26 protein-coding genes and 1 tRNA gene are annotated in these 25,790 nt (G+C 57.1%); 18 read left to right on the top strand and 9 right to left on the bottom strand.

What is annotated here, in order from left to right; all coding sequences use genetic code 11:
• Positions 1–66 precede the first annotated feature (66 nt).
• From nagZ to ABVT35_RS12050, 12 genes are all read left to right on the top strand, one after another.
• Entirely contained in the window at positions 67–1,095 is a 1,029-nt protein-coding gene (gene nagZ, locus ABVT35_RS12105; RefSeq protein WP_368466722.1) for a beta-N-acetylhexosaminidase, read from the top strand.
• A gap of 21 nt (positions 1,096–1,116) precedes the next feature.
• Positions 1,117–1,986, top strand: coding sequence for a ScpA family protein (locus ABVT35_RS12100; protein ID WP_368466720.1), 870 nt, complete (start codon positions 1,117–1,119; stop codon positions 1,984–1,986).
• Positions 1,987–2,074: 88 nt separating this feature from the next.
• Positions 2,075–2,722, top strand: coding sequence for an SMC-Scp complex subunit ScpB (scpB, locus tag ABVT35_RS12095; RefSeq protein WP_368467850.1), 648 nt, complete (start codon positions 2,075–2,077; stop codon positions 2,720–2,722).
• Positions 2,723–2,757: 35 nt separating this feature from the next.
• Positions 2,758–3,849, top strand: a complete 1,092-nt coding sequence (locus tag ABVT35_RS12090; protein WP_368466719.1) for an ABC transporter ATP-binding protein — start codon at positions 2,758–2,760, stop codon at positions 3,847–3,849.
• Between the two features lie 45 nt (positions 3,850–3,894).
• On the top strand, positions 3,895–4,104 hold the full coding sequence (locus ABVT35_RS12085) for a twin-arginine translocase TatA/TatE family subunit (RefSeq protein WP_368466718.1): 210 nt from the start codon (positions 3,895–3,897) through the stop codon (positions 4,102–4,104).
• A gap of 77 nt (positions 4,105–4,181) precedes the next feature.
• A complete protein-coding gene (tatB, locus tag ABVT35_RS12080) occupies positions 4,182–4,847 on the top strand; it encodes a Sec-independent protein translocase protein TatB (RefSeq protein ID WP_368466717.1) in 666 nt (221 codons plus the stop codon).
• Positions 4,844–5,689 (top strand): twin-arginine translocase subunit TatC, encoded by an 846-nt coding sequence (gene tatC / locus ABVT35_RS12075; protein ID WP_368466716.1) that lies wholly within the window; start codon positions 4,844–4,846, stop codon positions 5,687–5,689. The genes tatB and tatC overlap by 4 nt, the downstream gene beginning before the upstream one ends.
• A 77-nt stretch (positions 5,690–5,766) precedes the next feature.
• Positions 5,767–7,050: a serine--tRNA ligase gene (gene serS / locus ABVT35_RS12070; protein ID WP_368466715.1), complete on the top strand. Its 1,284-nt coding sequence runs from the start codon at positions 5,767–5,769 to the stop codon at positions 7,048–7,050.
• A gap of 30 nt (positions 7,051–7,080) precedes the next feature.
• On the top strand, positions 7,081–7,836 hold the full coding sequence (surE, locus tag ABVT35_RS12065) for a 5'/3'-nucleotidase SurE (protein ID WP_368466714.1): 756 nt from the start codon (positions 7,081–7,083) through the stop codon (positions 7,834–7,836).
• Positions 7,833–8,486, top strand: a complete 654-nt coding sequence (locus ABVT35_RS12060; protein ID WP_368466713.1) for a protein-L-isoaspartate(D-aspartate) O-methyltransferase — start codon at positions 7,833–7,835, stop codon at positions 8,484–8,486. The genes surE and ABVT35_RS12060 overlap by 4 nt, the downstream gene beginning before the upstream one ends.
• Positions 8,487–8,644: 158 nt before the next feature.
• Positions 8,645–10,393, top strand: a complete 1,749-nt coding sequence (locus ABVT35_RS12055; RefSeq protein WP_368466712.1) for a peptidoglycan DD-metalloendopeptidase family protein — start codon at positions 8,645–8,647, stop codon at positions 10,391–10,393.
• A gap of 340 nt (positions 10,394–10,733) precedes the next feature.
• A complete protein-coding gene (locus tag ABVT35_RS12050; RefSeq protein WP_368466711.1) occupies positions 10,734–12,563 on the top strand; it encodes an adenylate/guanylate cyclase domain-containing protein in 1,830 nt (609 codons plus the stop codon).
• On the opposite strand, the gene ABVT35_RS12045 is transcribed toward ABVT35_RS12050, so the two are convergent.
• Entirely contained in the window at positions 12,564–13,445 is an 882-nt protein-coding gene (locus ABVT35_RS12045; protein ID WP_368466710.1) for an ATP-binding protein, read from the bottom strand.
• 183 nt (positions 13,446–13,628) lie between these two features.
• Between ABVT35_RS12045 and yajC the strand changes: the two genes are divergently transcribed.
• The 5 genes from yajC (at position 13,629) to ABVT35_RS12020 (ending at position 18,436) form a co-directional block, all read left to right on the top strand.
• Positions 13,629–13,970, top strand: coding sequence for a preprotein translocase subunit YajC (yajC, locus tag ABVT35_RS12040; RefSeq protein ID WP_368466709.1), 342 nt, complete (start codon positions 13,629–13,631; stop codon positions 13,968–13,970).
• Between the two features lie 82 nt (positions 13,971–14,052).
• On the top strand, positions 14,053–16,626 hold the full coding sequence (secDF, locus tag ABVT35_RS12035; protein ID WP_368466708.1) for a protein translocase subunit SecDF: 2,574 nt from the start codon (positions 14,053–14,055) through the stop codon (positions 16,624–16,626).
• A gap of 10 nt (positions 16,627–16,636) precedes the next feature.
• Positions 16,637–17,023, top strand: a complete 387-nt coding sequence (locus ABVT35_RS12030) for an Mth938-like domain-containing protein (RefSeq protein ID WP_368466706.1) — start codon at positions 16,637–16,639, stop codon at positions 17,021–17,023.
• Between the two features lie 9 nt (positions 17,024–17,032).
• Positions 17,033–17,890 carry a phytoene/squalene synthase family protein gene (locus ABVT35_RS12025; RefSeq protein ID WP_368466705.1) on the top strand — a complete coding sequence of 286 codons (858 nt, stop codon included), beginning with the start codon at positions 17,033–17,035 and terminating at the stop codon, positions 17,888–17,890.
• A 69-nt stretch (positions 17,891–17,959) separates the two neighbouring features.
• Entirely contained in the window at positions 17,960–18,436 is a 477-nt protein-coding gene (locus tag ABVT35_RS12020; protein ID WP_368466704.1) for a hypothetical protein, read from the top strand.
• On the opposite strand, the gene ABVT35_RS12015 is transcribed toward ABVT35_RS12020, so the two are convergent.
• From ABVT35_RS12015 to ABVT35_RS11990, 6 genes are all read right to left on the bottom strand, one after another.
• The gene (locus tag ABVT35_RS12015) at positions 18,422–19,267 is read right to left on the bottom strand and encodes a crotonase/enoyl-CoA hydratase family protein (RefSeq protein WP_368466703.1); all 846 of its coding nucleotides are present in this window, start codon (positions 19,265–19,267) and stop codon (positions 18,422–18,424) included. The genes ABVT35_RS12020 and ABVT35_RS12015 overlap by 15 nt on opposite strands.
• A gap of 10 nt (positions 19,268–19,277) precedes the next feature.
• A complete protein-coding gene (trmFO, locus tag ABVT35_RS12010) occupies positions 19,278–20,696 on the bottom strand; it encodes a methylenetetrahydrofolate--tRNA-(uracil(54)-C(5))-methyltransferase (FADH(2)-oxidizing) TrmFO (RefSeq protein ID WP_368466702.1) in 1,419 nt (472 codons plus the stop codon).
• 167 nt (positions 20,697–20,863) lie between these two features.
• On the bottom strand, positions 20,864–21,010 hold the full coding sequence (locus ABVT35_RS12005; protein WP_368466701.1) for a DUF1127 domain-containing protein: 147 nt from the start codon (positions 21,008–21,010) through the stop codon (positions 20,864–20,866).
• A gap of 309 nt (positions 21,011–21,319) precedes the next feature.
• Entirely contained in the window at positions 21,320–21,463 is a 144-nt protein-coding gene (locus ABVT35_RS12000) for a DUF1127 domain-containing protein (protein ID WP_368466700.1), read from the bottom strand.
• A 315-nt stretch (positions 21,464–21,778) separates the two neighbouring features.
• Complete coding sequence (locus tag ABVT35_RS11995; RefSeq protein WP_368466699.1) at positions 21,779–21,919, bottom strand: DUF1127 domain-containing protein; 141 nt, start codon at positions 21,917–21,919, stop codon at positions 21,779–21,781.
• A 259-nt stretch (positions 21,920–22,178) separates the two neighbouring features.
• A tRNA-Leu gene (locus tag ABVT35_RS11990) sits at positions 22,179–22,263 on the bottom strand.
• A gap of 474 nt (positions 22,264–22,737) precedes the next feature.
• Between ABVT35_RS11990 and tig the strand changes: the two genes are divergently transcribed.
• Complete coding sequence (gene tig / locus ABVT35_RS11985; protein ID WP_368466698.1) at positions 22,738–24,180, top strand: trigger factor; 1,443 nt, start codon at positions 22,738–22,740, stop codon at positions 24,178–24,180.
• A gap of 63 nt (positions 24,181–24,243) precedes the next feature.
• Here tig and radC read toward each other — a convergent pair whose 3' ends face one another.
• A complete protein-coding gene (gene radC, locus ABVT35_RS11980) occupies positions 24,244–25,011 on the bottom strand; it encodes a DNA repair protein RadC (RefSeq protein WP_368466697.1) in 768 nt (255 codons plus the stop codon).
• On the bottom strand, positions 24,954–25,781 hold the full coding sequence (gene map, locus ABVT35_RS11975) for a type I methionyl aminopeptidase (protein ID WP_368466696.1): 828 nt from the start codon (positions 25,779–25,781) through the stop codon (positions 24,954–24,956). The genes radC and map overlap by 58 nt, the downstream gene beginning before the upstream one ends.
• Positions 25,782–25,790 lie beyond the last annotated feature (9 nt).

The following is a 25,790-nucleotide window of genomic DNA, read 5'->3' as shown; positions in this document are numbered from 1 at the left end:
TCTGACGTATCACTGCGATATGTGTAGTGGGCTATCCTTTGTGAGACAGCGGTGTATGATTCGCCTATGACCGAATCAAAAGCGATGATCCTTGGATGCGGCGGATTAGAGCTAACGGATGAGGAGCGGGCCTTCTATAAGGCCGAACGCCCTTGGGGATTCATCCTGTTCGCACGCAACATCTCCGAACCGAATCAGATTGTCGATCTGGTTGCCGGTCTTCGCGACTGTGTGGGCCGTCCGGACGCGCCGGTTTTGATCGATCAGGAAGGTGGGCGTGTTCAACGCATCAAACCGCCTCTGGTACCTTCCTATCCGCCGGCGCGCGCGATTGGCGAAATTTACAGCAAGAACCCCGACAACGGATTGCGTGCCGCGTGGCTGATGGCCCGCCTGTATGCATTTGACCTGTCCGCATTCGGGATCAACGTCGATTGCCTGCCGGTGCTCGATATTCCCGTTGACGGCGGTCATGACGTCATCGGAAACCGGGCATTTTCGAACGACCCGCACACCGTAACGCGGCTGGGGCGCGAAGCGATCAACGGCCTGACGGCCGGAGGGGTTTTGCCGGTAATGAAGCACATGCCCGGCCACGGGCGCGCCATGGTGGACAGTCATCTAAGCCTGCCCGTCGTCGACGCTGCGCTTGATGAACTGGCGGCCAGCGATTTTGTACCGTTTACAGCCCTTGCCGACGTGCCAATGGCGATGACGGCCCACATTGTGTTTTCCGAACTTGATCCGGATCATCCGGCAACCTCGTCTAAAAAAATCATCAGCGAGATCGTCAGGGGGAAAATCGGGTTTGACGGTCTGCTTATGTCGGATGACGTGTCTATGAAGGCACTTTCTGGGGATTTCGCGTCAAAGACCGATGCAATCTTCGAGGCGGGATGCGATGTAATTCTTCACTGTAATGGTGTCATGGGGGAAATGACCGAAATCTGCGCCCACACGCCGGTGCTGCAGGGGGCTGCAGCCGACCGGGCCGGAAGGGTCGTGTCTCTTTTCACCGATGCCGATGATGCAGACGAAACGACATTGCGGGCCGAGTTTGACAGCCTGGTTGCCGCTAACATGTCGCTTGTCTGAACGCCGAAAGGGTCGCATGCCATGGTAAACGCGTTGCGCGAACAGCAAAAATCCAACGGGGAAAAAGCTCCGATGGACAAGCTGTGGGAGAACGCAGAAACAACGGACCGCGGTTTGAGCGAGCCGGCCCTGGTTGTCGATATCGACGGTTTCGAAGGCCCGCTCGATCTGCTGTTGCATCTTGCCCGCAACCAGAAGGTCGACCTGGCGCGCATTTCGGTGCTGGCACTGGCCGAGCAATATCTTGCATTTGTTGACAGCGCACGCCGGTTGAGGCTGGAGCTTGCGGCTGATTACCTGGTTATGGCGGCCTGGCTGGCCTTTTTGAAATCGAAGCTGCTGATACCTCAAAAAGACGACGGTGATGAGCCGACCGGTGAAGAAATGGCTGCGCAACTGGCGTTTCGCCTGAAGCGGCTTGAGGCCATGCGGGACGTAGCAACACGGCTGGTCAACCGAAACCGCATAGGCCGCGAAATCTTTGTTAGGGGAGACCCGGAACCTGTCGTAATCGAAAGAAAATCGGAGTTTGAAGCAACGCTCTACGATCTGCTCAGCTCCTATGCGGGTCTGCGCCAGCGGCAATCTGTCACTCAGGTTACGATTTCACGGCGGCGGGTGTGGTCGCTGGGCGACGCGCGCGTCATTTTGCAGCGTATGATCGGTGATATGCACGAATGGACTGCTCTCGACCATTTTCTGGTCCGCTATCTCAGCGATCCGGAAGAAAGGGCAACGGCCATTGCCAGCTCATTTGCGGCATCGCTGGAAATGGTCAGAGAGGGCCGTCTGGAAATACGGCAGGAAATTCCCTTTGCGCCACTTTATCTGCGGCGCGGGAAGCGGGATGCGGACCCGGACGGACTAGAGGAGAAGGCGCAAAATGTCTGAAGGAACTCAGGCGCAAATCGTGCCCTTTGACAAGGAGGTGGTTGACGCCTCCGAAAATGACGAGCGCGACGACGCGGCCAAGCGCGAAATGCACGAGGCGGAACGCATTGCCGAAGCGCTGGTTTTTGCATCGGCTGAACCGGTGCCCGAGCGTGTGATAGCGGATAAACTTCCCGAAGGCATGGACGTTCGTGCCGTCATGAAACGGCTTGCCGGTTTCTACAGCCTGCGCGGCGTCAACCTGCTGCGCGTTGATGAACATTGGGCCTTCCGCACGGCCGCCGACCTGTCGTTCCTCATTCACCGGGATCAGACGGATGTACGGAAACTGTCCCGCGCCGCCCTCGAAGTGTTGGCGATCATAGCCTATCACCAGCCGGTCACCCGTGCCGAAATCGAGGAAATCAGGGGTGTTGCCACATCGCGCGGAACACTTGATGTCCTGCTGGAATCGGGGTGGATCAAAATGCGCGGCCGCCGCCGTACGCCGGGACGACCGGTGACCTATGGCACAACACTGGATTTTCTCGATCATTTCGGCCTGGAAGAGTTGCGGGACCTGCCGGGCATGGAAGAACTAAAAGGGGCGGGGCTGTTGTCATCGCGCATCCCCACCAATTTCCAGGTGCCTGTTCCGCCGGCAAATGACGACCTTGCCGACGATGAGGATCCGATTACTGAAATGGATCTGGAAGAGCTGGGGCTCTTGACACCGCTGGGTGAAGAAGACGAGTAGTAGGCTGGCAGAAAGACCAGATTAGAAAGTAACCGGTGACACCAGCCTCCGCACAGTATCGCCCGCAGACAAGTGCCGGCGTAACCTTCGCCGCCGAATTGGCGTTTGAGAATATCAGGCACGACTATCAGGGCCAGTTCACGCTGGACGGCTTGTCATTGCACGCGGCACCTGGCGAAGTGCTGTGCCTGCTCGGACCGTCCGGTTCCGGCAAAACCACGCTTCTTCGTCTGGCAGCCGGGCTCGAAGTCCCGCGGGAAGGGCGCATTCTACTGAACAATCAGGAGATTTCGGGGCCGAGCGTCTTTGTTCCACCGGAGCGCCGTGGTGTCGGCCTGATGTTCCAGGACTTTGCGTTGTTTCCGCATATGAGTGTTTTTGAAAATGTTCGATTTGGATTAAACGCGCTTTCCGAAACGGAATCCAAAAACGAAGCCATGGTCGCGCTCGAGCGGGTCGGACTTGCTCATTATGCGGATCAGTTTCCGCATGCGCTTTCCGGCGGCGAACAGCAAAGAGTTGCACTTGCCCGCGCCCTTTCACCACGTCCGTCCGTCTTGCTGATGGATGAGCCGTTTTCCGGGCTGGATTCGCGTCTCAAGGACACCGTACGCGATGAGACGCTTGCCATATTGAGAGAAACCCGGGCAACGGCTCTCATGGTGACGCACGATGCGGAAGAGGCCATGCGAATGGCTGATCGCATTGCGCTGCTCAAGGAGGGCAAGCTGGTACAGGCCGGAACTGCGGAAGACCTCTATTATCGCCCGGTCGATCTTTTTACTGCTGCTTTTTTTTCCGAGCTCAATGTCTTCGACAGTATCGTGCAATCCGGCGTTGTCGAAACGCCGCTGGGAACGTTCAAGGCCGGTAAGGCGCGCGACGGCGACAAATTGGTTGTCGCGGTCAGGCTGCCAAGCGTCGAAGTCAGTGAAAAGGGTGGTGACATACCGGCCCGCATTGTTTTCAGGCGTTTTCTGGGTGTTGTTGAACAGCTTGGGCTCGCTGTACCGGGTACCGAACAGGTAATTCAGGCCCGTATTCGGGCAGGACTACTGAAGTCAGGATTGCGCGACGTGATGCTTTGCGTTAACGAGCATGACATAATGATGTTTGAAAGTAGGTAGAAACGACCTACATCAAGATGATGAGATCCTCAGGGAGACGCAGGTATGGGTAGTTTTAGCATTTGGCACTGGTTGATCGTGTTGGTCGTGGTGCTGTTGCTGTTTGGCCGTGGCAAGATTCCGGAACTTATGGGTGACGTTGCAAAGGGCATCAAGAATTTCCGGAAGGGAATGGGTGAAGACGACGCCGCAGACGCCGCCGATACTGCCAAGACGGTTGAACACAAGGCGGATGAAAAAACGGAAAAGAGCTGACCGGGGGCCAGCGGCGATATAATCTGTTTTTGTCACATGCATGTTGACCGCAGCGAACGCTGCGGGGAGGCGCATCTATGTTGGATCTAGGCTGGCCGGAGCTTCTGGTCGTAGCGCTTGTGCTGATCATTGTTGTCGGGCCCAAGGACCTGCCTGCAATGCTGCGTGCGTTTGGACGCACGACCCGCAAGCTGCGCTCCATGGCCGGAGAGTTCCGCAGCCAGTTCGATGAAGCGTTGAAGGAGGCAGAGCTTGACGACGTCAAGGATGTTCTCAACGAGGCAAGGCAGCTTAATCCAACAAATATTCTGAAAGATGTCGTCGATCCGATCAGGGATGCGGGCAAGGACATCAAATCCGACCTGGACAAGGCAATGAAGGAGCCGTCAAAGGAAACTTCGTTACCGGATGCAGCTGCGAGTGCGACAACACCGTCGAAAACTGAGCCGGCCGTAAAGAAAGCCAACCCCGCAAAACCGGCGGCTAAATCAACCCGCAAAACAACAGCGGGGTCGGTTTCAAATGGCAAGCCGGCCTCATCTACGACTGAAAAGAAAGCCGGTTCGCGAAAGAGCACTGCCAAGGGTACGACGCGGAAGACCGCTGCCACGAAATCCAATGGCGCTGCCAAATCAGCGGCAGCAAAAAAGACCGCCGCTGCTAAGAAGACTGCCGGCAGCGCTTCAACCGGATCCAAGTCCACAACGCCGAAATCGACCAAAACCAGTGGAGATACTGCGTGACCACAGAGGAACTGGACGATACGGCGCAGCCTTTGCTGGCCCATCTGATTGAGCTGCGCCAGCGCCTTCTGTGGGCGGTCGGCGGCTTTTTCATAGCATTCCTTGTTTGTTTTTTCTTTGCCAAGCAGCTGTTTAACCTGCTGGTCGTTCCGTTTTCCTGGGCAGTTGAATGGGCGGGTCTTGAGGGCCGGCAGATTGAGCTGATCTACACCGCGCCGCAGGAGTTCTTCTTTACCCAGATCAAAATTGCCATGTTCGGCGGACTGGTCATCGCTTTTCCGTTGATCGCGGCGCAGGTCTACAAATTCGTTGCGCCGGGTCTCTACAAGAATGAGCGTTCGGCATTTTTGCCGTTCCTGATTGCCTCGCCGCTGTTGTTCCTTCTGGGCGGCGCGCTCGTCTATCTGTTCTTTACGCCAATGGTGTTGTGGTTCTTTCTCGCCATGGAGCAGCCCGCCGAGGGCGGCAAGGTCGCGATTGAACTTTTGCCCAAGGTGTCGGAATATCTCGATCTGATCATGACGCTGATCTTTGCGTTCGGTCTTGTCTTCCAGTTGCCGGTGGTCACAACATTGCTTGCCCGCGTCGGGCTGGTTACCGCGGACGGGCTGGCGTCGAAGCGCAAATACGCAATTGTTGCCGCCTTTGTTGCCGCTGCAATCCTTACCCCGCCGGACCCTGCAAGCCAGATCGGCCTTGCACTTCCGACTATCCTTCTCTACGAGATTGCAATCTATGCAGCTCGACTCGTGGAAAGACGGCGCGCCGAGAGCCAGACTTCTGATGATGATGAAGATTCGTCGGAAGAGGACAGCGCATCCTCGGAAACGTCATCCCCATAGTGTCGAAGATCCGGTAAAAACACGACCGGTTTCGTCTGCAGGTTTTATTAATCTCGCTCTAGAGCTGGGCAACGACAATGCTTGATATCAAATGGATACGGGAAAATGCCGCGGCGCTTGATGCAGCCCTTGCAAAGCGTGGTGCGGATGCGGCGGCTGCCGAACTGATCAAACTCGATGAGGACCGCCGTCAGCACGTTCAAAGTCTCCAGGATATGCAGTCGCGCCGGAACGCGGCGTCAAAGGAAATCGGCGCGGCCATGGGGCGCAAGGACCTTGAGACAGCTGAAAGCCTGAAGGCCGAAGTTGCCCAGCTCAAAGGCGCCTTGCAGGCTTCCGAGGAAGAGGTGAGGGTGCTCGACGCGAAGCTGGAAGAAGCACTGGCCGCCATTCCTAATGTTCCACTCGACGATGTCCCGACCGGTGCCGACGAAGACGACAACGAACTGGTTCGTCTCGAGGGCGAAAAGCCCGGTTGGAACCACAAGGCCCTGGAGCATTTCGACATCGGTGAAGCGCTCGAACTGATGGATTTCGAGGCGGCCTCACGCATAGCCGGAAGCCGCTTTGTGGTGCTGCGCGGACAGCTTGCCCGACTTGAGCGCGCTCTGGGCCAGTTCATGCTGGACCTGCATACGAATGAGCACGGCTACACCGAAGTCGTGCCGCCCATGCTGGTGCGGGACGAAGCCGTATTTGGAACAGGGCAGCTGCCGAAATTTGCCGAAGACCTGTTCCGCACGACCGACGGGCGCTGGATGATCCCGACGGCGGAGGTGCCGCTCACGAATCTGGTTCGGGAGGAAATTCTCGACCACGACAGGCTGCCGCTGCGGTTTACGGCGCTGACGCCATGTTTCAGATCGGAGGCGGGATCAGCGGGCCGCGATACGCGCGGAATGTTGCGCCAGCACCAGTTCAACAAGGTGGAGCTCGTGTCGATCACGGACAGGGAAAACTCGCTCGACGAGCTTGAGCGCATGACAGCTTGTGCCGAGGAGGTTCTCAAGCGGCTCGGTCTGCATTACCGCGTCATGACGCTTTGCACCGGCGATATGGGGTTTGGCGCCCGCAAGACCTATGACCTGGAAGCCTGGTTGCCCGGCCAGAATACCTATCGGGAGATATCCTCCTGTTCTGTCTGCGGCGATTTTCAGGCCCGCCGGATGAACGCCCGCTACCGCCATGCCGGCGAAAAGGGCGTGCAATTCGTTCATACGCTGAACGGGTCGGGTGTTGCCGTCGGCCGCGCATTGATCGCTGTTATGGAAAATTATCTCAACGAGGACGGATCGGTCACAATACCCGAAGCGCTCTTGCCCTATATGGGCGGCATAACGCGTATTGAGCGGGCCGGGTAGCCGTGCGTCAAAAGGAAAGACGGTTTCACGATGCGCATATTGCTGACCAATGACGACGGGATCAATGCCGAAGGTCTGGCGGTGCTCGAGCGCGTTGCGCGGACGCTTTCCGATGATATCTGGGTCGTTGCGCCTGAAACCGATCAAAGTGGCCTTGCCCATTCACTGACCCTTTCCGAACCGCTCAGATTGCGGGAGGTCTCCGAGCGCCACTACGCATTGCGCGGAACGCCCACTGACTGTGTGATCATGGCTGTCAGAGATCTGATGGAAACGCCGCCGGACCTTGTCCTGTCAGGCGTAAACGCCGGCGTGAATATTGCTGATGGTATCACCTATTCCGGTACGGTTGCCGGTGCCATCGAGGGAACGCTTCTGGGGATCAGGTCCATTGCGCTCAGCCAGGGTTATAGCTGGTCTGAAGGGCGCATCGTCCCGTGGGAGACAACTGAGGCTCTGGCGCCGGAGCTGCTCGACAAGCTTATCGGGATCGATCTGCCGGACGGGTCGTTTCTGAACGTGAATTTTCCGTACTGCCGCCCGGACGAGACCGAGGGCGTTGTTGTCACATCGCAGGGTAAAGTCGTTCACGGTATCGACCTTGACAGGCGAGAGGACGGGCGAGGCTTTCCGTATTACTGGCTGCGGTTTTCCTATCGGACACCCGAACATGTGGAAGGCACGGACCTGGCTGCGCTTGCCACAAACAAGATCTCGGTCACACCGCTGAAACTGGATATGACCGATTATTCGATCCAGCAGCGTGTTGCGGAGGCGCTTGCTTGAACGGCGGACTTAACGAGAAGGAAGGTTTCGCGGCACTTGTCCTGAGACTGCGTGCCGAAGGGATTTCGGACAAGCAGCTCCTGATGGCGGTAGAAAATACGCCGCGGAGCCTGTTCACGCCGCCCGCCTATGCGGATGCCGCCTATTCTAGACGCACCGTTCCGATCGACTGCGGGGAATTTATGGAAGGCGCAGATCTGAGTTTGAAGATGCTGCACCATCTTCTGCTTCAACCGGGGCAGCGGGTGCTTGAAATCGGTACCGGCTCCGGATTTACGGCAGCGGTCATGTCGCGCATCGCCGAACGCGTGGTCACCGTCGATCGCTACAAAACACTGTCGAAACTGGCCGCACAGAGGTTCGCCCATCTGGGGCTGACAAATATCGTGGTCGGCTCCGGGGACGGTCAGAGCCACTCGTCGCAGGACGGCACATTTGACCGCATCCTGGTGACTGCCGCCTTCAGGGACATGCCACGCGCATTTGCAGAACGCCTTGTTTCCGGCGGCAAGATGATTGCCGCCATTGGCGAAGCGGAAGAACCGCAAATGCTTGTCCGGTTAACAAAGATCGGCAGCCGCTTCGAGCGCGAGGACCTTTTTCCGGTCCGCTTTCAGCCGCTTTTGTCGGGTGGTGCCGCAGTGCTTTGAACATTAGCCGGCGAGGGGTGCAACGGCTTAATATTACAGCGTTTCGGCAGGACAATCATGTCTCCGAAAAACTGTATATTTTTTAATGTTTTGCTTAACTCGCCAGTAACCTTAACACGTTTAAATGGGCTCACTTTGTTTTGCGTATGTGAGCTCGTATGATGCGTTTCAGGCTATCTGCCATCACCTCCAAATCCGCCGCCAAATTGGCAAGTGCGGTCTGTCTGGCAAGTCTTGCGGCAGGCTGCAGTTCGGGTGTCACCCGCTTTGATCATGGGTTGTTTACGGGCTCAGTGCCGGAGCCGGTGGAAAATGCACCGGCGTCCGCGGCGCCGCAAAGGACCGCGCCGGCTGCGAATGCTTCGGCTCTTGCACAGCCCTATCCGGGCGATGTGAGTGCCAGCGCCGCGCCGTCGGTGACGTATGACAGAACTTATACCGGTTCCATCGCCTCATCTTCACCGGCACTCGCACAGTCATATCCGGGTTCTCCCCAGACCGTTGCTCTGGCGCAGCCGTCGCGTAACTATTCCTCGCAGCAGACTGCTGTCGTTCGCCAGCCGCTGCGCCGCGCGCCTGTCGTCGAGCCGCCGGTTCAGGATATCGAGCTGGCTCCGGTTCCGGTTGTGACGCAGGTGGTTCCAACCGCCCGGCCAACCTCTGTAGCAATGACAGTTCCTGTGCCGGTTCAGAAGATTCCGACGCCATATTCGGCAACCCGCAGGCCGGTTCGTACCGCTTCCTATGCACCGCCTCGCTCGGCAATCATAGGCAGCGTCGTGCCGCCAACTGATCCCATTATCACCGGCACAACACCGACCAGCGCAGCCGCCCGCAGATCGACACATTCCGCTGATGGCTGGACGACGACCGGCGGAACCCGTGTGACGGTTGGTCATGGTGAAACACTCTACAATCTGTCGCGCCGATATGGCGTTCCTGCACGGGAAATCATGAAAGCCAACAATATCGCCGATCCCTCCAAGGTCGGTGCGGGGCAGGTCGTGATTATTCCGACCTATGTCTATTCCCGAAAGGCACCGATTTCAGCGCCTGACAACAATCCGAAAACGCGTGCGGCTCGCGCCAGCACGGGCTACCAGGGTGAAGCCCGTCCAGATAATGTGCCCGTTCCGGCACAGGCTCCGAACCGTCAGGTAGCGGTCCTGCCGACGGTACCAACAGCCAAACCGGCTGCGCCGTCTCAAAGCACAACAAGCACAGCCTCGCCCGTTCGCGCTGCCAATGCCGGGTCCACCTATACGGTGCAGTCGGGTGATTCCCTAAGCCGCATTGCTGCTCGTGCAGGCGTTACGGTATCCTCCCTCAAAGCGGCGAACGGTTTGACAAATTCGACAATTCGCGTCGGTCAGACATTGCGTATTCCAAATTCCCGCAACGATGTGGACACAGTTCAAACGGCGAGCGTTCCGCCAATACCGAAATCAAAACAGAGATCCTCAACTAGTGTCTCGGCCCAGGTATCCAGGCCGGCGACCGCGGTTGACGCCAGGACGCCAAAGACCACAGGGATCGACAAATTGCGCTGGCCGGCACGCGGTCAGGTCATGACAACATTTGGCGCGAATGATGACGGTGTGCGCAATGATGGCATCGATATTTCGCTGCCCAAGGGCACGCCGGTAAAGGCAGCTGAAAACGGCATTGTCATTTATGCGGGAAGCGGGCTGAAAGAATACGGCAAGACTGTCCTGGTGCGGCATGGCAATGGCCTTGTCAGCGTCTACGGGCACGCCAGTGAACTCATCGTCCAGCGGGGTGACAATGTCAGCCGGGGCCAGGTGGTTGCACTGTCGGGTATGAGCGGTCAGGCAAGCCGTCCAAAGCTGCACTTCGAGATCAGGAAAGACGCCAAGCCCGTCGATCCTCTGACATATCTCGAATAGGGACTTCCAGTCTCAGCAGAAAAAACCGGGCCCGTGCGTTCCCTTCGGGTCCGGTTTTATGTTTTGCAATCCTAAATCGACAGATTTCCGAGTTTTTTGCCTTTGTCCCCGCTGTGGACTGGCAGGATCGGAGATGGTATTTGGACCCAATGGCCGTGCGTGATGGGCGCTGTTCGGTAAAATAAACCCACGATTATAGCAGTATATTAGAAACTGTGTTGATGCCCATGAATTTATTACGCTTTTTGTAAGTATCGTTTCAGATCATCACCATATCCCCTTTCAATTTATCCCGTGCGGTCGAATCGTGCGGTTCAAAGGCAAGGGACCTCGGATTTCGATGAAGATCCCCCACAAAATATTTGGTATCGCCGCCCTGGTATTTCTGATCATGGGCTCGTCGATCGTCTTTTCCACGTACAAGCTCTACCAGGTGAGCAAGGAAGTGACGGACCTCGCCGAGGTGTTCATTCCGCTGTCAGACAAGATTGCCGAAATCGACCTGCAGATTGCCCAGCAGGGAATCCATGTCGAGCGGCTGGAAAAACACCTTACGAGCATCAAGCTGATCGATGAGGAATTGAAGGAACTGGCTGCCGGTATCGAGCCCGAACATTTGAGCTCTGGTGCTGAGACAAAAGATGAGAAAAAGACCCGCCTTGAAAGCGAACGAACTGAACTGAAAAAGATCGTTGCCGAGGAGGAAGAGGATTTCGAGACGCGTGAGGCACAGGTCGACGCAGCCATCAAAGAGGCGGAGCGTCTCGTTGTTGATGCCGTTACGCGCACAAATACCCTGGACGGGAAAAACACGCTGAACGCGCTTTTGCCGCATCTGCAGTCCGTTGATCAGCAGCATTCAAATCTTCACGGGAAACTCGGATTGCTGATTGAAGCGTTCAAGCAGGACAGTTCGATGCGGTTCGAGCTGGAAAAACTGATTGAAAAAGAAGAAGACCAGCTGACTGAATATATGCGGCAAACGTGGGAAAAGATCGCGCACTTTACCGAGAGCGCGGCCCTAAAAGCAGAAGAGCATGAACGCCAGGCGCTGACGATCAACATTGTCCTTGCGGCAATATCCGGTGTGGCGGCGCTGCTGCTTTCCAGCGTGGTTATCAAGGGTATGCTGAAACCTCTGCGGCAATTGATTGCCGGCACCGGTGAAGTGGAAGCGGGCGACCTGTCATGCGAACTCAGGGCGCTGACCAAGGATGAGATCGGCGACCTGACCCGCAGCTTCAACGGCATGGTTGTCGGATTGCGCAAGACCGAGGAGATCAAGGATAAATTCGGCCAGTACGTCGATCCCCGGGTTGTATCGGGATTGATCGGCGACACAAATTCGGAGCTGGTCAATGGCGAAAAGAAAGTGGTTTCCGTTTTCTTCGCCGATATTGCCAATTTTACCGGGATATCCGAGCGCTTTACGCCTGGCGGTCTGGTTACGCTGCTCAACCGCTATCTCGCTATGATGTCTGATCCGATCATCAAGAACCACGGGCTGATCGACAAATATATCGGCGATGCAATCATGGCGTTCTGGACGACACCATTTTGCAAGGACGGCAAACAGGCATCCCTTGCTGTTGCTGCAGCGCTCCAGGATGCCGCGCTTGTTGGCGCCTTGCGTGACGAGCTTCCGGATCTCACCGGATTACGGAGGGATCTGCCCGACTTCAATATGCGGATCGGCATTGCGACGGGCGATGCGGTTGTCGGATCGATCGGATCGGAAAAGACCAAAAACTTCACGGTCATCGGCGACACAGTCAATCTCGGGTCGCGGCTTGAGGGCGCAAACAAGGTCTACGGAACCGACATTCTGGTCTGCAGCCGCACCTGTGAAATGGCGTCGGGCGATTTTGCCTTCCGAAAGATCGACAACCTTATCGTTGCAGGCAAATCGGAGCCGGTGTCGATTTATGAGCCGCTTGGGCATGTTTCAGCGCTGACCGACGCCGAGATCGCGCTCCGCGACCGGTTCGAGGGAGCGCTGGAGGCGTTTCGCCTGGGAGACTGGGCACAATCCGAAGCGGAGTTCATGGCCTGCAAACAGATGAATGGCAGCGACACCGCAACCGATACCTATCTGGAAAGGCTGGCTATCATCCACCGTGAAGGTGCCCCGGAAAACTGGCAGGGCGTTTGGCAGCTCGACAGCAAGTGATCAGGTGTCGTTGAACCGCTTGCCTAAACGGCCACCGAGATCCTGGATGAATTGCCAGGCGACACGGCCGGAGCGGGCGCCGCGTGTTGTCGCCCATTCGAGCGCCTCGGCGCGCAGCTCCTCTTCGCCGATTTTCAAGCCGAAGTGTTTGGCATAGCCGGCGACCATTTCCAGATATTCATCCTGACTGCATTTGTGAAAACCGAGCCACAGGCCGAAACGGTCAGACAGGGAGACCTTTTCCTCAACGGCTTCTGACGGGTTGATAGCCGTCGAGCGCTCGTTTTCCATCATGTCCCGCGGCAGCAGGTGACGCCTGTTGGATGTGGCGTAGAAGACAACATTTTCCGCGCGACCTTCCAGGCCGCCCTCGAGAGCTGCCTTGAGCGATTTATAGGTCGTATCATCGTGATCGAAGGAAAGGTCGTCGCAAAACAGGATGAAACGCTCCTGACGATCCCTTAGGAGGCTCATGAGTTGCGGCAGGCTGTCTATATCCTCGCGGTGAATTTCGACAAGTTTCAACGGGTGTGCGTTGTCTTGCCCATCGGATGCGATGGCTGCATGCGTTGCCTTGACCAGAGACGATTTGCCCATTCCGCGCGCGCCCCACAAAAGCACGTTGTTTGCCGGAAGGCCGTCAGCGAAACGCTGTGTATTGTCGTGCAGGATATCGCGCACCCGGTCGACACCGCGAATGAGGCTGATGTCGATGCGATTTGGTTTTGCGACCGGCTGAAGACACGACGTGGATGGCTCCCAAATGAAACAATCGGCGGCCGTGAAATCGTTGTTTGCCTGTTTCGGGCCGGACAGCGATTCCACTGCGGAGGTGAGCCGCTGGATTTCTTTCAGCAGGTTTTGCAGCAGTGTATCGCTCACGACTTATCCTTTTGTTTTCGGCCTTTAAATGTGCGGTAGCACGAAGGAGCGGACACGAAAAGGGGCGTCTGATTGCGTCGGCAGTTGCAATACCGGTCCTGACACTATATCTGGCACTCCAAAGGGCCGGTTGTTGCCGCCTTAATGTCCGTTAGGTGATTGATTCCCAAAAGGAGCTACTCAATGTTTGTAACACCGGCTTATGCCCAGGCTGCTGGCGGAGGTGGCGGCGACATTCTCGTGTCGATAATGCCGTTCATCCTTATCTTCGTGATCATGTATTTCCTGATCATCCGGCCGCAGCGCCAACAGCAGAAAAAACGCCAGGAAATGCTGGGCAATATCCGCCGCGGCGATCAGGTCGTTACGGGCGGCGGTATCACCGGTAAGGTTACAAAGGTTGTCGATGACAACGAAGTCGAAGTCGAAATTGCCGAAGGCCTGAAAGTCAGGGTCATGCGCGCCATGCTTGCTGACGTTAAAGTGAAAGGCGAGCCGGTGAAAGAAACGGCGCAAAAGAAGTAAAATGCGGTTGTGGCGGCCCTTGAATCGCCGCCATGTGCTGATTAAACGGCAATTTCCGACTGCCCGATGAACTGAGAACAAAATGCTGTATTTTTCCCGCTGGAAAACCACACTGATCTGGCTCGCGATCCTGGCCAGCGTCGTCTTTGCTGCGCCTAATCTGCTGTCGCAGCAGCAACTGGCAGCGCTTCCGGACTGGATGCCGAAAAAGCAGCTTACGCTCGGCCTCGATCTGCAGGGCGGCTCCCACATTCTTTTGCGTGTCGAGCGCGAAGACATCGAAAAGGAGCGTCTGGAAACGGTCGTCGACGACATGCGGCGGCTGCTGCGCGACGAGGGTATCGGCTATACCGGCCTTTCCGGAAACGGATTGGTGGCGCAGGTCAGAATTCGCGATGCGGCCAATGTCGACCGCGCCAAGGAGGTGCTCGGCGAACTGACGCAGCTCGTTAACGCCGGTCTTTTGAGCGGTGGCACGATCCGCGAGGCAACGCTCGATGAGCCGCAGCCCGGCCTGTTGCAGCTTACGCTGACGGATGAAGGCATTGATCACCGCATTTCGTCTGCCGTGTCCCAGTCGATTGAAGTGGTGCGGCGAAGGGTTGATGAGCTGGGAACAACCGAGCCGGTTATCCAGCGCCAGGGTGCAGACCGTATCCTTGTGCAGGTGCCGGGTTTTGACGATCCTGAGCGGTTGAAGCTTATTATCAACCAGACGGCCAAGCTAACCTTTCATCTTGTCGACCGCACCATGTCGGCGGAGGAAGCCCTGAACGGGCGGCCGCCGATTGGGTCCGCGATTTTTGAATCCAGCGATGATCCGCCCATTCCCTATTTGCTGAAGAGCCGTGCCATTATCTCCGGCGACAGCCTCGTGGATGCGCAGGCCGGATTCGATCAGCGCACAAACGAACCGATTGTCACATTTCGCTTTGATACCGCCGGCGCCCAGCGGTTCGGTCAGGTCACGCAGCAAAATGTCGGTTATCCGTTTGCCATCGTGCTTGACGACGTGGTCATAACCGCGCCCGTCATCAATGAGCCGATCCTTGGTGGTTCCGGCCAGATCTCCGGCAATTTCACGGTGGAGTCGGCCAACGATCTTGCTGTATTGCTGCGCGCCGGCGCGCTGCCTGCAACGCTGACCGTCATTGAAGAGCGGACAGTGGGGCCAGGTCTAGGCGCCGACTCGATTGCGGCAGGTGAAACCGCCGGTATTATCGGTGCGATCCTGGTCGTTGCTTTCATATTCGCCGCTTACGGTTTCCTGGGCATTATCGCCAATCTGGCACTGATCTTCAATGTGACCATGATCATCGCGGTCCTGACCGTGATCGGTGCGACGCTGACCCTGCCGGGCATTGCCGGTATCGTTCTGACTGTCGGTATGGCGGTCGACTCCAACGTTCTGATCTATGAGCGCATAAGAGAAGAACGGCGAGGCGGGCGTTCGCTGATCCAGGCAATCGATGCGGGTTTCCAGCGCGCCTTCGGTACCATCCTCGACGCCAATATCACCACGCTGATTGCAGCCGTCATTCTGTTTTATCTCGGCTCCGGCCCTGTACGCGGATTTGCGGTAACGCTTGCCATCGGTATCGTCACCACGGTCTTTACCGCATTCACCGTAACACGCTGGATGATCGCCGAATGGGTGCGCCGACGCCGTCCCAAGGCTCTCCCCAAGGGGTTGCTTACCAATCTCTTCGGCAACGCCCATTACAAGTTCATGTGGCTTCGCAAGGCAGCATTTTCGCTCTCTGCCGCAGCCGCCCTTGGTTCACTGGTGCTCTTTGGCACAGTCGGCATGAATTACGGCATCGACTTTACCGGTGGCTCGGTTGTCGAGATCGAGGCAAAATCCGGAACTGCCGATATCGGCGACGTACGCGGCCGGCTGTCCAACCTCAATCTTGGCGATATCCAGGTTCAGGAATTCGGCTCTCCCGAACATGTGCTCATCAGGGTGCAGTCACAGGAAGCCGGGGAAAATGCCGAACAGACCGCGGTTGCCAAGGTCCGTGCCGATCTCGAGAGCGACTACAACATCGTGCGTGTGGAAGCCGTTGGCCCGGTTGTGTCGGGCGAGCTTGCACGGGCGGGTTCGATTGCACTTTTGGCATCGCTGTTCGCTATCCTCATCTACATCTGGTTCCGGTTCGAGTGGCAGTTTGCGCTGGGCGCGATTATTGCGACCGTCAACGATGTGGTGCTGACGATCGGCATGTTTGCGATCACACAGATCGAATTCAACCTGTCGAGTATCGCGGCCGTGCTGACCATTATCGGCTACTCACTCAACGATACGGTCGTGGTCTATGACCGGGTCAGGGAAAACCTGCGGCGATACAAGAAGATGGCGTTGCCAGACCTGCTTGATCTTTCTGTCAACCAGATGCTGTCGCGTACCGTCCTGACGTCCGTGACCACGCTTCTTGCACTTCTTGCGCTCTATATATTCGGCGGTGAAGTGATCAGTTCCTTCACCTTCGCCATGATCTTCGGCGTTCTGATAGGCACATTCTCGTCGACGTTCATTGCGGCGCCCGTCCTTATCCTTTTCAAGCTGCGTGGCGAGAGCTTCCAGGCCGGTATCGGCAAGGATGAAGGCAAGGACAAAACGGAAGACAAGGGGCCTGCGCCAGACGTGGCGTAGGGGTTGAGCGATGCGCAAAGGTATTGAGATACGCAATGCGCATTTTCCCGATCGCGCTCCGATAGATGCCTACGGCGACGGCGGATTTCGGTTTGCCGACATGTCGCATCGCGGCTCGCTGCTTTGCCTGCCATCCGGCATATACGGCTGGGACGTTACGGAAGACAGCCCACTTGAAATCAGCCTCTTTTCCAAGGTGTTTGACGAGGCGAAGGATATTGAGGTCCTGCTTGTCGGCACGGGCATTGACATCCGCCCCTTGCCGCAGGAACTCAAAATCCGACTGCGCGATGTTCAAATTATCTCGGATCCGATGAATACCGGTGCAGCGGTACGCACCTACAATGTGATGCTGGCGGAATCGCGCGCCGTTGCGGCCGCTCTCATAGCCGTTTGAGCTTCACCCGTGGCTGAAGCTCTGGATTCCATATACGATATCTGCCTGTCGGCGCTGCGCGAGGGTGACCGTGACCGATATCTGTGCGCTCTGCTGACACCGGATCATGCCAGAGGTGCAGTATCGGCGCTTTACGCCTTCAATCTCGAGATCGCCCGGGTCCGTGACAATATTACCGAACCGATGATGGGGGAGGTGCGTCTGCAGTGGTGGCGGGATCTATTCGATGGCAATGCGCATGGTGAGGCGCATGCCAATCCTATTGCCGCCGCAGTCATGGAAACGGTCGAGCGGTACGATCTTTCGCCGGTGCCGTTCCGGAACATGATCGATGCCCGTCAATTTGACCTTTACGACGACCCGATGCCCGACAGGAACGCATTCGAGGGATATGCCGGCGAAACCGCCTCAGCACTTATCCAGCTCGGCGCAAACGTGCTTTCTGCTGATGGCGCATTACAGACTGCCAATGCGGCAGGTCATGCCGGTGTCGCCCAGCTTGCTGCCGGAACGCTATTGCTTCTGCCGGTACACCGGGCAAGGGGACAGGTTTATGTGCCCGCCGATATTCTAGCGGCATGCGGGCTGGATAGGGAGGCGTTTCTGGGCGGTGAAAAACGCGATGCCATAAACCAGGCGATATCCGGATTTGTGGCGCTTGGCCGCGAGCATCTTGCCGCCGCCCGGGCGAACATCGAAACGATAGTGCCCGAGTGTCTTCCCGCATTCCTGCCGGTGGCCGTTGCCGGGCAGGTGTTTGACCGGGCTGAAAAGCTCGGTGCGGGCCTTATGGATCAGCCGTTGCAGGTTCCCCAGTGGAGGAGGCAGTGGCGCTTCTGGCGTGCGGCAAACCGCGGGTCGATCTGACGCAATTGTCATTCCCGGGCGGGGGACGCATAATCTGCCTGATTTCGATCAGGAGTCGGGATAAAGGCATTGCCGGAGGGGGTCTGGCTATTTTTGGCGGTTATCGTCGCAGGCGGCGTTCTGTTCGTCTATCTGCGATGGCGGCGACGCAGTGCTGTCCCATCAGGCGCGATCGAGGATGCCGGCTCCGCCATACTTGTTTTTTCCCAGGCTTACCCGGAACTGCCCATCCGAGACGTGATCATCACAAAAGACAAGGAGTGTGCCTTTCTGAGACTTGCCGATGGCAAGGTCGGCTTTGTGCAGCAATCGGCACGCCATGCCTCCGCAAGGCTGCTGGAGCCGGAATCAATGACAATCGGACAGTCGGCCGGTGATGAGACGATCAGCGTCAATTTTCCGGGTTCAGGACATGCGGACGGACAGTTCGTTTTCGATACTGTTCACGATGCCGCCGAGGTTTCCCTGTGGCTTTGCGGTGAATTTGCATCCGTTGCATCGGACCAGCCTGAAGACGACGATGAGGGCGGGTCAGATCGCCAGTGATTTTTCCGATAACAGATCCGCAAAGACGGCTTCCTTTTTGGCCATCGATGCCTGCACGGCCTTCATGAGGTCTTCTGCCCGCAGCATGCCCGCATTCCAGGTGGCCATATAGTCCAAACCATCCGCAACGCCGTGGTCGCGACTATAGGAAAGGTTGCGCTTGACACCGGCAATCGCAAGTGGCGATTTGGCGCAAATCTGTTCGGCGAGCGCGAATGTATCCGCCATCAACTGTTCGCGCGTTTCACACACCCGGCTGAGCAGACCGAGGCGCAAGGCCTCTTCGGCGCTAAAGCGTCTCCCGGTATAGGCAAGCTCGGCAACGATCGCCGGTGAAACCAGTTTGGGCAGTCTTTGCAGCGTGCCGACATCGGCAGTCATGCCGATATTGATTTCTTCTATAGAGAAATAGGCGTCGCTGCTTGCAAGGCGCATATCGCATGCTGAGATCATGTCGATGCCGCCGCCGATGCAGGCGCCGTGAATGGCGGCGATCACGGGAAACCGTGCCTGTTCAATAGCCGTGAAAGCGTCCTGGAGCTGCATGATCTTCTTGCGCAGCGCGTAAGCTGCACGACCCGGCTCCTGTTCGAAAAGCGCCGCGATCGATCCGAAGGCCGCGAGATCCATGCCGCCGGTGAAGTGCTTTCCTTTGCCGCTCAAAACGACCGCCCGCACGGCTTCGTCCGTATCCAGTTCGCTAAGCAGCCGCGGCAGTTCGGTCCAGAAATCCGGCGTCATGCCGTTGGCCTTTTCGGGCCGGTTCATCGAAAGCTGGACAACGGGGCCATGACGGGTGATCAGGAAGAAGGACGAAGAAAGCTCGGACAAGGGTGATCTCCTATTCGGCGGCGGCGGTATGATTTTCAACACCCAGCCATTTGCTGCAATCGGCAAGCGCGCGTGCGGCTATTGCATGTTTCTTGGCAAGTGCCTTTTCCTTGCCCCGGAAACGCTTGACGCCCTCGGGCTTGACGATCTCGACCGGCGGGAACAGGCCGAAATTGACATTCATGGGCTGGAACGACCGTTTGCCGGGCTCGTCGTCATAGGAAAGGTGGCCGCCCGTGATGTGGCAGAGCAACGCGCCGAAGGCCGTGGTCTGCGGCGGCAGCGACGGCTGCTCTCCTAGGATTTCCGCGGAAGCGAAGCGACCGGTCAGAAGGCCGATAGCGGCTGATTCGACATAGCCCTCACAACCGGTGATCTGACCTGCAAAGCGCATGCCGGATCGGGTTTTGAGCTGCAACGATGCATCGAGCAGCTGCGGCGAGTTGATATAGGTGTTGCGGTGCAGACCGCCGAGCCGGGCAAATTCCGCCTGTTCGAGACCCGGGATCATCTGGAAGATGTCCTTCTGGACGCCGTATTTCAGCTTTGTCTGGAAACCGACCATGTTGTAGAGCGTGCCGAGCGCGTTGTCCTGGCGCAGCTGCACGACGGCATAGGGCTTGACGCCGGGATTGTGCGCATTGGTCAGGCCCATCGGCTTCATGGGCCCGTGGCGCAGCGTTTCGCGGCCGCGCTCTGCCATGATCTCGATCGGCAGGCAGCCGTCGAAATAAGGTGTGCCTTCCCATTCCTTGAATTCGGTTTTTTCACCTTCGATGAGGGCGTCGATGAAGGCGTTGTACTGTGCCTCGTCCATCGGGCAGTTTATGTAGTCCTTGCCGGTGCCGCCGGGGCCTACCTTGTCGTAACGCGACTGAAACCAGCAGGTATCCATGTCGATGCTGTCGAAATGGAGGATTGGCGCAATGGCATCGAAAAAGGCGAGGGCCTCCGCACCTGTCGCTTCCTGAATGGCGCTTGCCAGGGAGGGCGCGGTCAACGGTCCGGTGGCGATGATGGACTGCTTCCAGTCCTCAGGCGGCAAACCGGTGATTTCGGCGCGGTCGATCGTAATCAACGGGTGTCTTTCGAGTGCTTCCGTGACCGCATCCGAAAACCCGTCACGGTCGACGGCCAGCGCGCTGCCTGCCGGAACCTGATGCTTGTCTGCGCTTGCCATGATGAGCGAACCGGCCAGGCGCATTTCCTGGTGCAGAACGCCAACCGCGTTTGCATTGTGATCGTCGGAACGGAAGGAGTTTGAGCAGACGAGTTCGGCCAGACCGTCGGTCTTGTGGGCATCCGTGCCACGGACCGGGCGCATCTCATGCAGGATGGCCGGAACGCCCATATTGGCCGCCTGCCATGCGGCTTCAGACCCGGCAAGGCCGCCGCCAATGATGTGAAGAGGTTTATCTGCTTTTTTCATGCTGGCGCTTTTAACACTTCCGCGGACTTCGTCCAATCAATTGAAGCACTGCATGGCGGTGTCGTGAACGCCGGAAACGACAAAGGCGCTGAACTTGTTCCGCATCTCTGGTGAAACGCTTTTAGAACCCGTTCAGCGCCCTTTATGAGGACCGCTTTTTGATTTTATCAATGTTCAGCAGCCTGCCGAGCGTAGTCGTCGATCGAGTGACGGTTTACGCCGATATCGTCCAGGACACTGTCCGGGAGATTGCGAAGCTGGTTGACTGTGCGGCGGTATTTACGCCAGGTCTGGTAGTCTTTGAGGATGCTCATTTTCTTTCTCCTACCTCAAGTGTTGCGATAATCGCTATGTAGACATTTTTGCCGGTTGAGTTAGTCCTGTTTGATCAGGGCAGCCATGCAATTTCTGCATTTCAGATTTCATGGAATCGGCCAGGATTTCCAGTCGCGCAACGGCGCTCCTGGCAGGCCGGAAACACGCTCTCCAAAAAATAACGCCCACCGGGGGAGGAGGTCCGGTGGGCGCTATTGCGAGGCCGACGGTGTTTGGGAGGAGGAGAACCCGCCGGCCGTTTCCCCGGATCAAGGGAGGAGGTTTGATCCGGTGACTGCTTATTCGAATTAGTTGCCGCGACGTGCGACGAACGGAATGTCTCCGCGGGAGATGCCGATATCGTTCAGCTCACGATCGGACATACGGTACAGCTCGTTGCAGGTGTTGCGATACTTGCGCCAGCTGTTGAATGACTGCTTCAAAGATGCCATTTTTTTTATCCTTCACGATGTGGGGGGCGACGTTTTCGCCGCGCTTCGTTTCTGAACCCAATATAGGTACGGTCGAAAAATTTGTGCAGTGCAATATTCGCACATGCGGTATGCAATTTATGCAGGGCCTTAACCTTGAAATCCGAAAAGCGGCAATACGCGCTCAGGAACGCAAAAAAATAGCGCCCGCTGGGGGAGGAGGTCCAGCGAGCGCCATTTTACGAGACTGACAGCTGGGAGGAGGAGTGCTGTCAGTCAATTCGTCGGGACATTGGGAGGAGGAGTATGTCCCGGCGAAACTTTATAATCTTTTGTTTACAACGACCGGCGGGCGACTTCTTCAATCTCGCCGCGTTTGATACCAAGGTCGGCAAGCTCACGATCACCAAGACGCTGCAGTGCGTCGCGTGTCCGATTGTATGCACGCCATTTGCTGTATGTAAGCATCATGTTCATGATTTCAAACCTCGCTTCGTTGGCATCGCCAATTGCGTTATCAACTTGACCTCAATATAGATGAAACGATTGAATTTGTGCAGCGCAATATAAGCATGGGAGATATGCTCTATGTGCATGGCTTGCCATGCAAAAAAGCCGTTTGAATGAAGGTTCAATAAATTACGCCATCAGGCAGCATAAAGACCGTCCAATGGCTTGGCGCAAGACACCGGACCGGCACAGGACATCCAACAGGATCTGAATTGAAGGAAGATTGTGGTGCGGGTGAAGGGACTCGAACCCCCACGCCTCTCGGCGCCAGAACCTAAATCTGGTGCGTCTACCAGTTCCGCCACACCCGCACATTCAGGAGACGGTCGTTTGCCATATGCACAGGCTGCGGGTCAAGCGGTATTGTCGCCGTCGTTCAGCGCTCACATCCATTGCGGTTACGTCCGGGGCACGAATAGGACCTTTCACGTTCGAGAATGTGCAAGTGTGAGCCGTCTGCTATAATGCAGCGGTCGCACGCGCGCTGATCGGCGTTGCCAAAAGACATCAAAAATCGGCTCCTTGAACCGGCCAACCGGCGGTTTTGCATTGCGGGCCGGCAACCAATTTGCTATTGCGCGGCGAACGCCCGTTGGCGGCAACTGCTGTTTGCGCGACTGATCCCCAAGATTCAGTCTGCGCAGAGTGGAAAAAGTCAATAAAAACAATGGTGCTTTGCCTGAAATGCCTTGGCAAGGGCACTGTGACAGATCGCTGCCACACTTGGCAGGCAATAAGGCATCGCTGTGATCGGTCGCGGCGGCCAGGAAATTGAAGGTTTGAAAATGCAGGTTACAGAAACGCTGTCCGAGGGACTTAAGCGCGAAATCAAGATCGTGGTTCCGGCAAAGGACATGGAATCGCGCATGAACGAGCGTCTGATCGATGCAAAGGACAAGGTCCGCCTCAACGGCTTCCGTCCCGGCAAGGTGCCGATGTCCCACATGCGCAAGGTCTACGGCAAATCGATCATGGCGGAACTCGTCAATGAAATGATCAACGAGAAGCCGACGGAAATCCTGTCCGAGCGGGGCGAAAAATCCGCCACCCGTCCGCAGATCACTATGACGGAAGACGAAGCCGAGGCCAACGAGATCCTCGACGCCAAGGCCGATTTCGAATTTTCCATGTCCTATGAGGTGATCCCGAACTTCGAGGTCAAGGACGTCGACAAGATCAAGCTCGAGCGCCAGCTTGTCGAAATCAGCGACGAAGAGGTCGAAGAGCAAGTCAAGCGCGTTGCCGACAGCGCCCGCACCTACGAGACCAAGAAGGGCAAGGCCGCCGACGGCGACCGCGTTACCATGGATTATCTCGGCAAAGTTGACGGCGAGCCATTCGAGGGCGGTGCAGACAACGATTCCAACCTGGTCCTTGGTTCGGGGACATTCATCCCGGGCTTTGAGGATCAGCTGGTCGGAGTGAAGGCCGGTGACGAAAAAACCATCACCGTGACCTTCCCGGAAGAATACCAGGCCGCGCATCTTGCCGGCAAGGAAGCCACCTTCGACGTCACGGTCAAGGAAGTCGCAAAGCCGGGCGAACTGGTCATCGACGACGAACTGGCCAAGACACTTGGCCTGGAATCGGCCGAGCGTCTGCGCGAAGTTGTTCGTGAACAGATCGAAAGCCAGTACGGCCAGTACACGCGCCAGAAGATCAAACGCCAGATTCTCGACGCGCTTGACGAACAGTACAAGATCGAAACGCCGGAAGGCCTTCTCGAGGTCGAGTTCAACAATATCTGGGGCCAGATCACCGCTGATCTCGAACAGAACGGCAAGACCTTCGAGGACGAAGACACAACGGAAGAAGCAGCACGCGAAGACTATCGCAAGCTGGCTGAACGCCGCGTCCGTCTCGGCCTTGTCCTTTCCCAGATCGGTGAAAAGGCTGAACTCTCCGTCACGGACGAGGAAATGCAGCGTGCCGTTTACGACCAGGTTCGTCAGTATCCGGGTCAGGAACAGCAGATCATGGAATATTTCCAGAAGACACCGGATGCCGTTGCACAGCTGCGTGCTCCGATCTTCGAGGAAAAGGTCATCGACTACATCATTGGCGAAGCCAAAGTCACCGACAAGACCGTCAGCAAGGATGAGCTGATGGCCGATGACGAGGAAGAAGCCCCGGCAGAGAAAAAGGCCGCGCCGAAGAAAAAAGCCGCTGCCAAAAAGGCGGCTCCGAAGAAGAAGGCTGCGCCCAAGAAAAAGGCCGACGCTGAATAAGCCGGTCGCACACTACAATCCGAAAGAGGCCGCATTTTTTGCGGCCTTTTTTGTGCCCGGCGATCAGATGAGCGCCAGGCCCTTAAGGCTTGCGTGACCGGCCCTGCCAATGATGATGTGATCGTGTACAGCGATGTCGAGCGGTGAAGCCGCTTCAATGATCTTGTGGGTCATTTCCACATCGGCACGCGACGGTGTCGGGTCGCCAGACGGATGATTGTGCACCAGGATAATCGCCGTTGCCGAAAGTTCCAGCGCACGGCGCACCACCTCGCGCGGATAGACGGGCGTGTGATCGACCGTTCCGCTTTGCTGGACCTCGTCTGCGATCAGCGTGTTCTTCTTGTCGAGAAAAAGAATACGGAACTGCTCGCGCCGCTCATACGCCATTGCTGTCTTGCAATATTCGACAACGGCCGACCACGATGCCAGGACCGGACGGTTGATAATGTCCGTCCTGAGCATGCGCTGGGTGAGGGCGGCGATCACCTTGATGTCGCCCGCTACCGTTTCGCCGATGCCTTGAACTTCGCAAAGCAAATTGACCGGCGCTCCCATGATCTCCGATATGGATCCGAACCGGTCGAGCAGCGCCTTTGCGATCGGCTTGGTATCACGTCGCGGAATGAGACGAAACAGCAGCAGTTCCAGCAATTCATAGTCGGCCAGCGCTTCCGGGCCGGCATTTTGGAACCGCTCTCTCAACCTTTCCCGGTGCCCGTGATGATGGGCGCTGTTTTCGGTCTCAGACAGGGGCGGATCTCCTGGTTGCCTCAAACATCGAGGCCGGGTGCGAACAGGCCTGCCGGCGAGAGAGTGAATATCTCGCATCCGTCTGCGGTTACGCCGACGGAATGTTCGTATTGGGCTGTCAGTGAACGGTCACGCGTCACGGCAGTCCAGCCGTCCGACAGAACCTTCACATGCGGCTTTCCGAGATTGATCATCGGCTCGATGGTGAAGATCATGCCTTCGCGCAGTTCGATGCCTTCATGGGCGCGGCCGTAGTGCAGAATGTTCGGAACATCGTGAAAGAGCTGGCCGAGACCGTGGCCACAGAAATCGCGGACGACCGAGCAGCGCTCGGATTCGGCATAGCGCTGGATCGCCTCACCAATGGCACCCGTTCGGGCGCCGGGCTTCACCGCCGCAATACCCCGCATCAGCGATTCGTGAGTGACTTCCATCAGGCGCTGCGCAGCGCGCTTCACCTGGCCGACCGGATACATGCGGCTGGAATCGCCGTGCCAGCCGTCAAGCACGTAGGTCACGTCGATGTTGACGATGTCACCTTCGCGCAAGGGCTTGGTGCTCGGAAAACCATGGCAGACGACATGGTTGAGCGAGGTACAGCACGAATGCGTATAACCGCGGTAGTTGAGTGTTGCGGGAACCGCTCCGTGATCCATGCCGAATTCGAATACGAACTTGTCGATTGCGGCCGTAGTGGTGCCCGGCTGAACACGGGATACGAGTTCATCAAGGCATCGTGCCGTTAATTGGCCCGCCTTGCGCATGCCGGCAAATCCTTCCGGGCCGTGCAACTTGACCTGACCGTTGTTTTTCTTTGGCGCGGCAATCGCGTCGATGTAGCTAACCAATTGTTTTCC

Origin of the sequence: Hoeflea sp. TYP-13, assembly GCF_040932035.1 — a bacterium.
In the GTDB taxonomy this organism is placed as follows: Bacteria; Pseudomonadota; Alphaproteobacteria; order Rhizobiales; family Rhizobiaceae; genus Hoeflea_A.
Note: the sequence above shows the minus strand (reverse complement) of the source record. Positions and strands in the feature narration are given on the sequence as shown.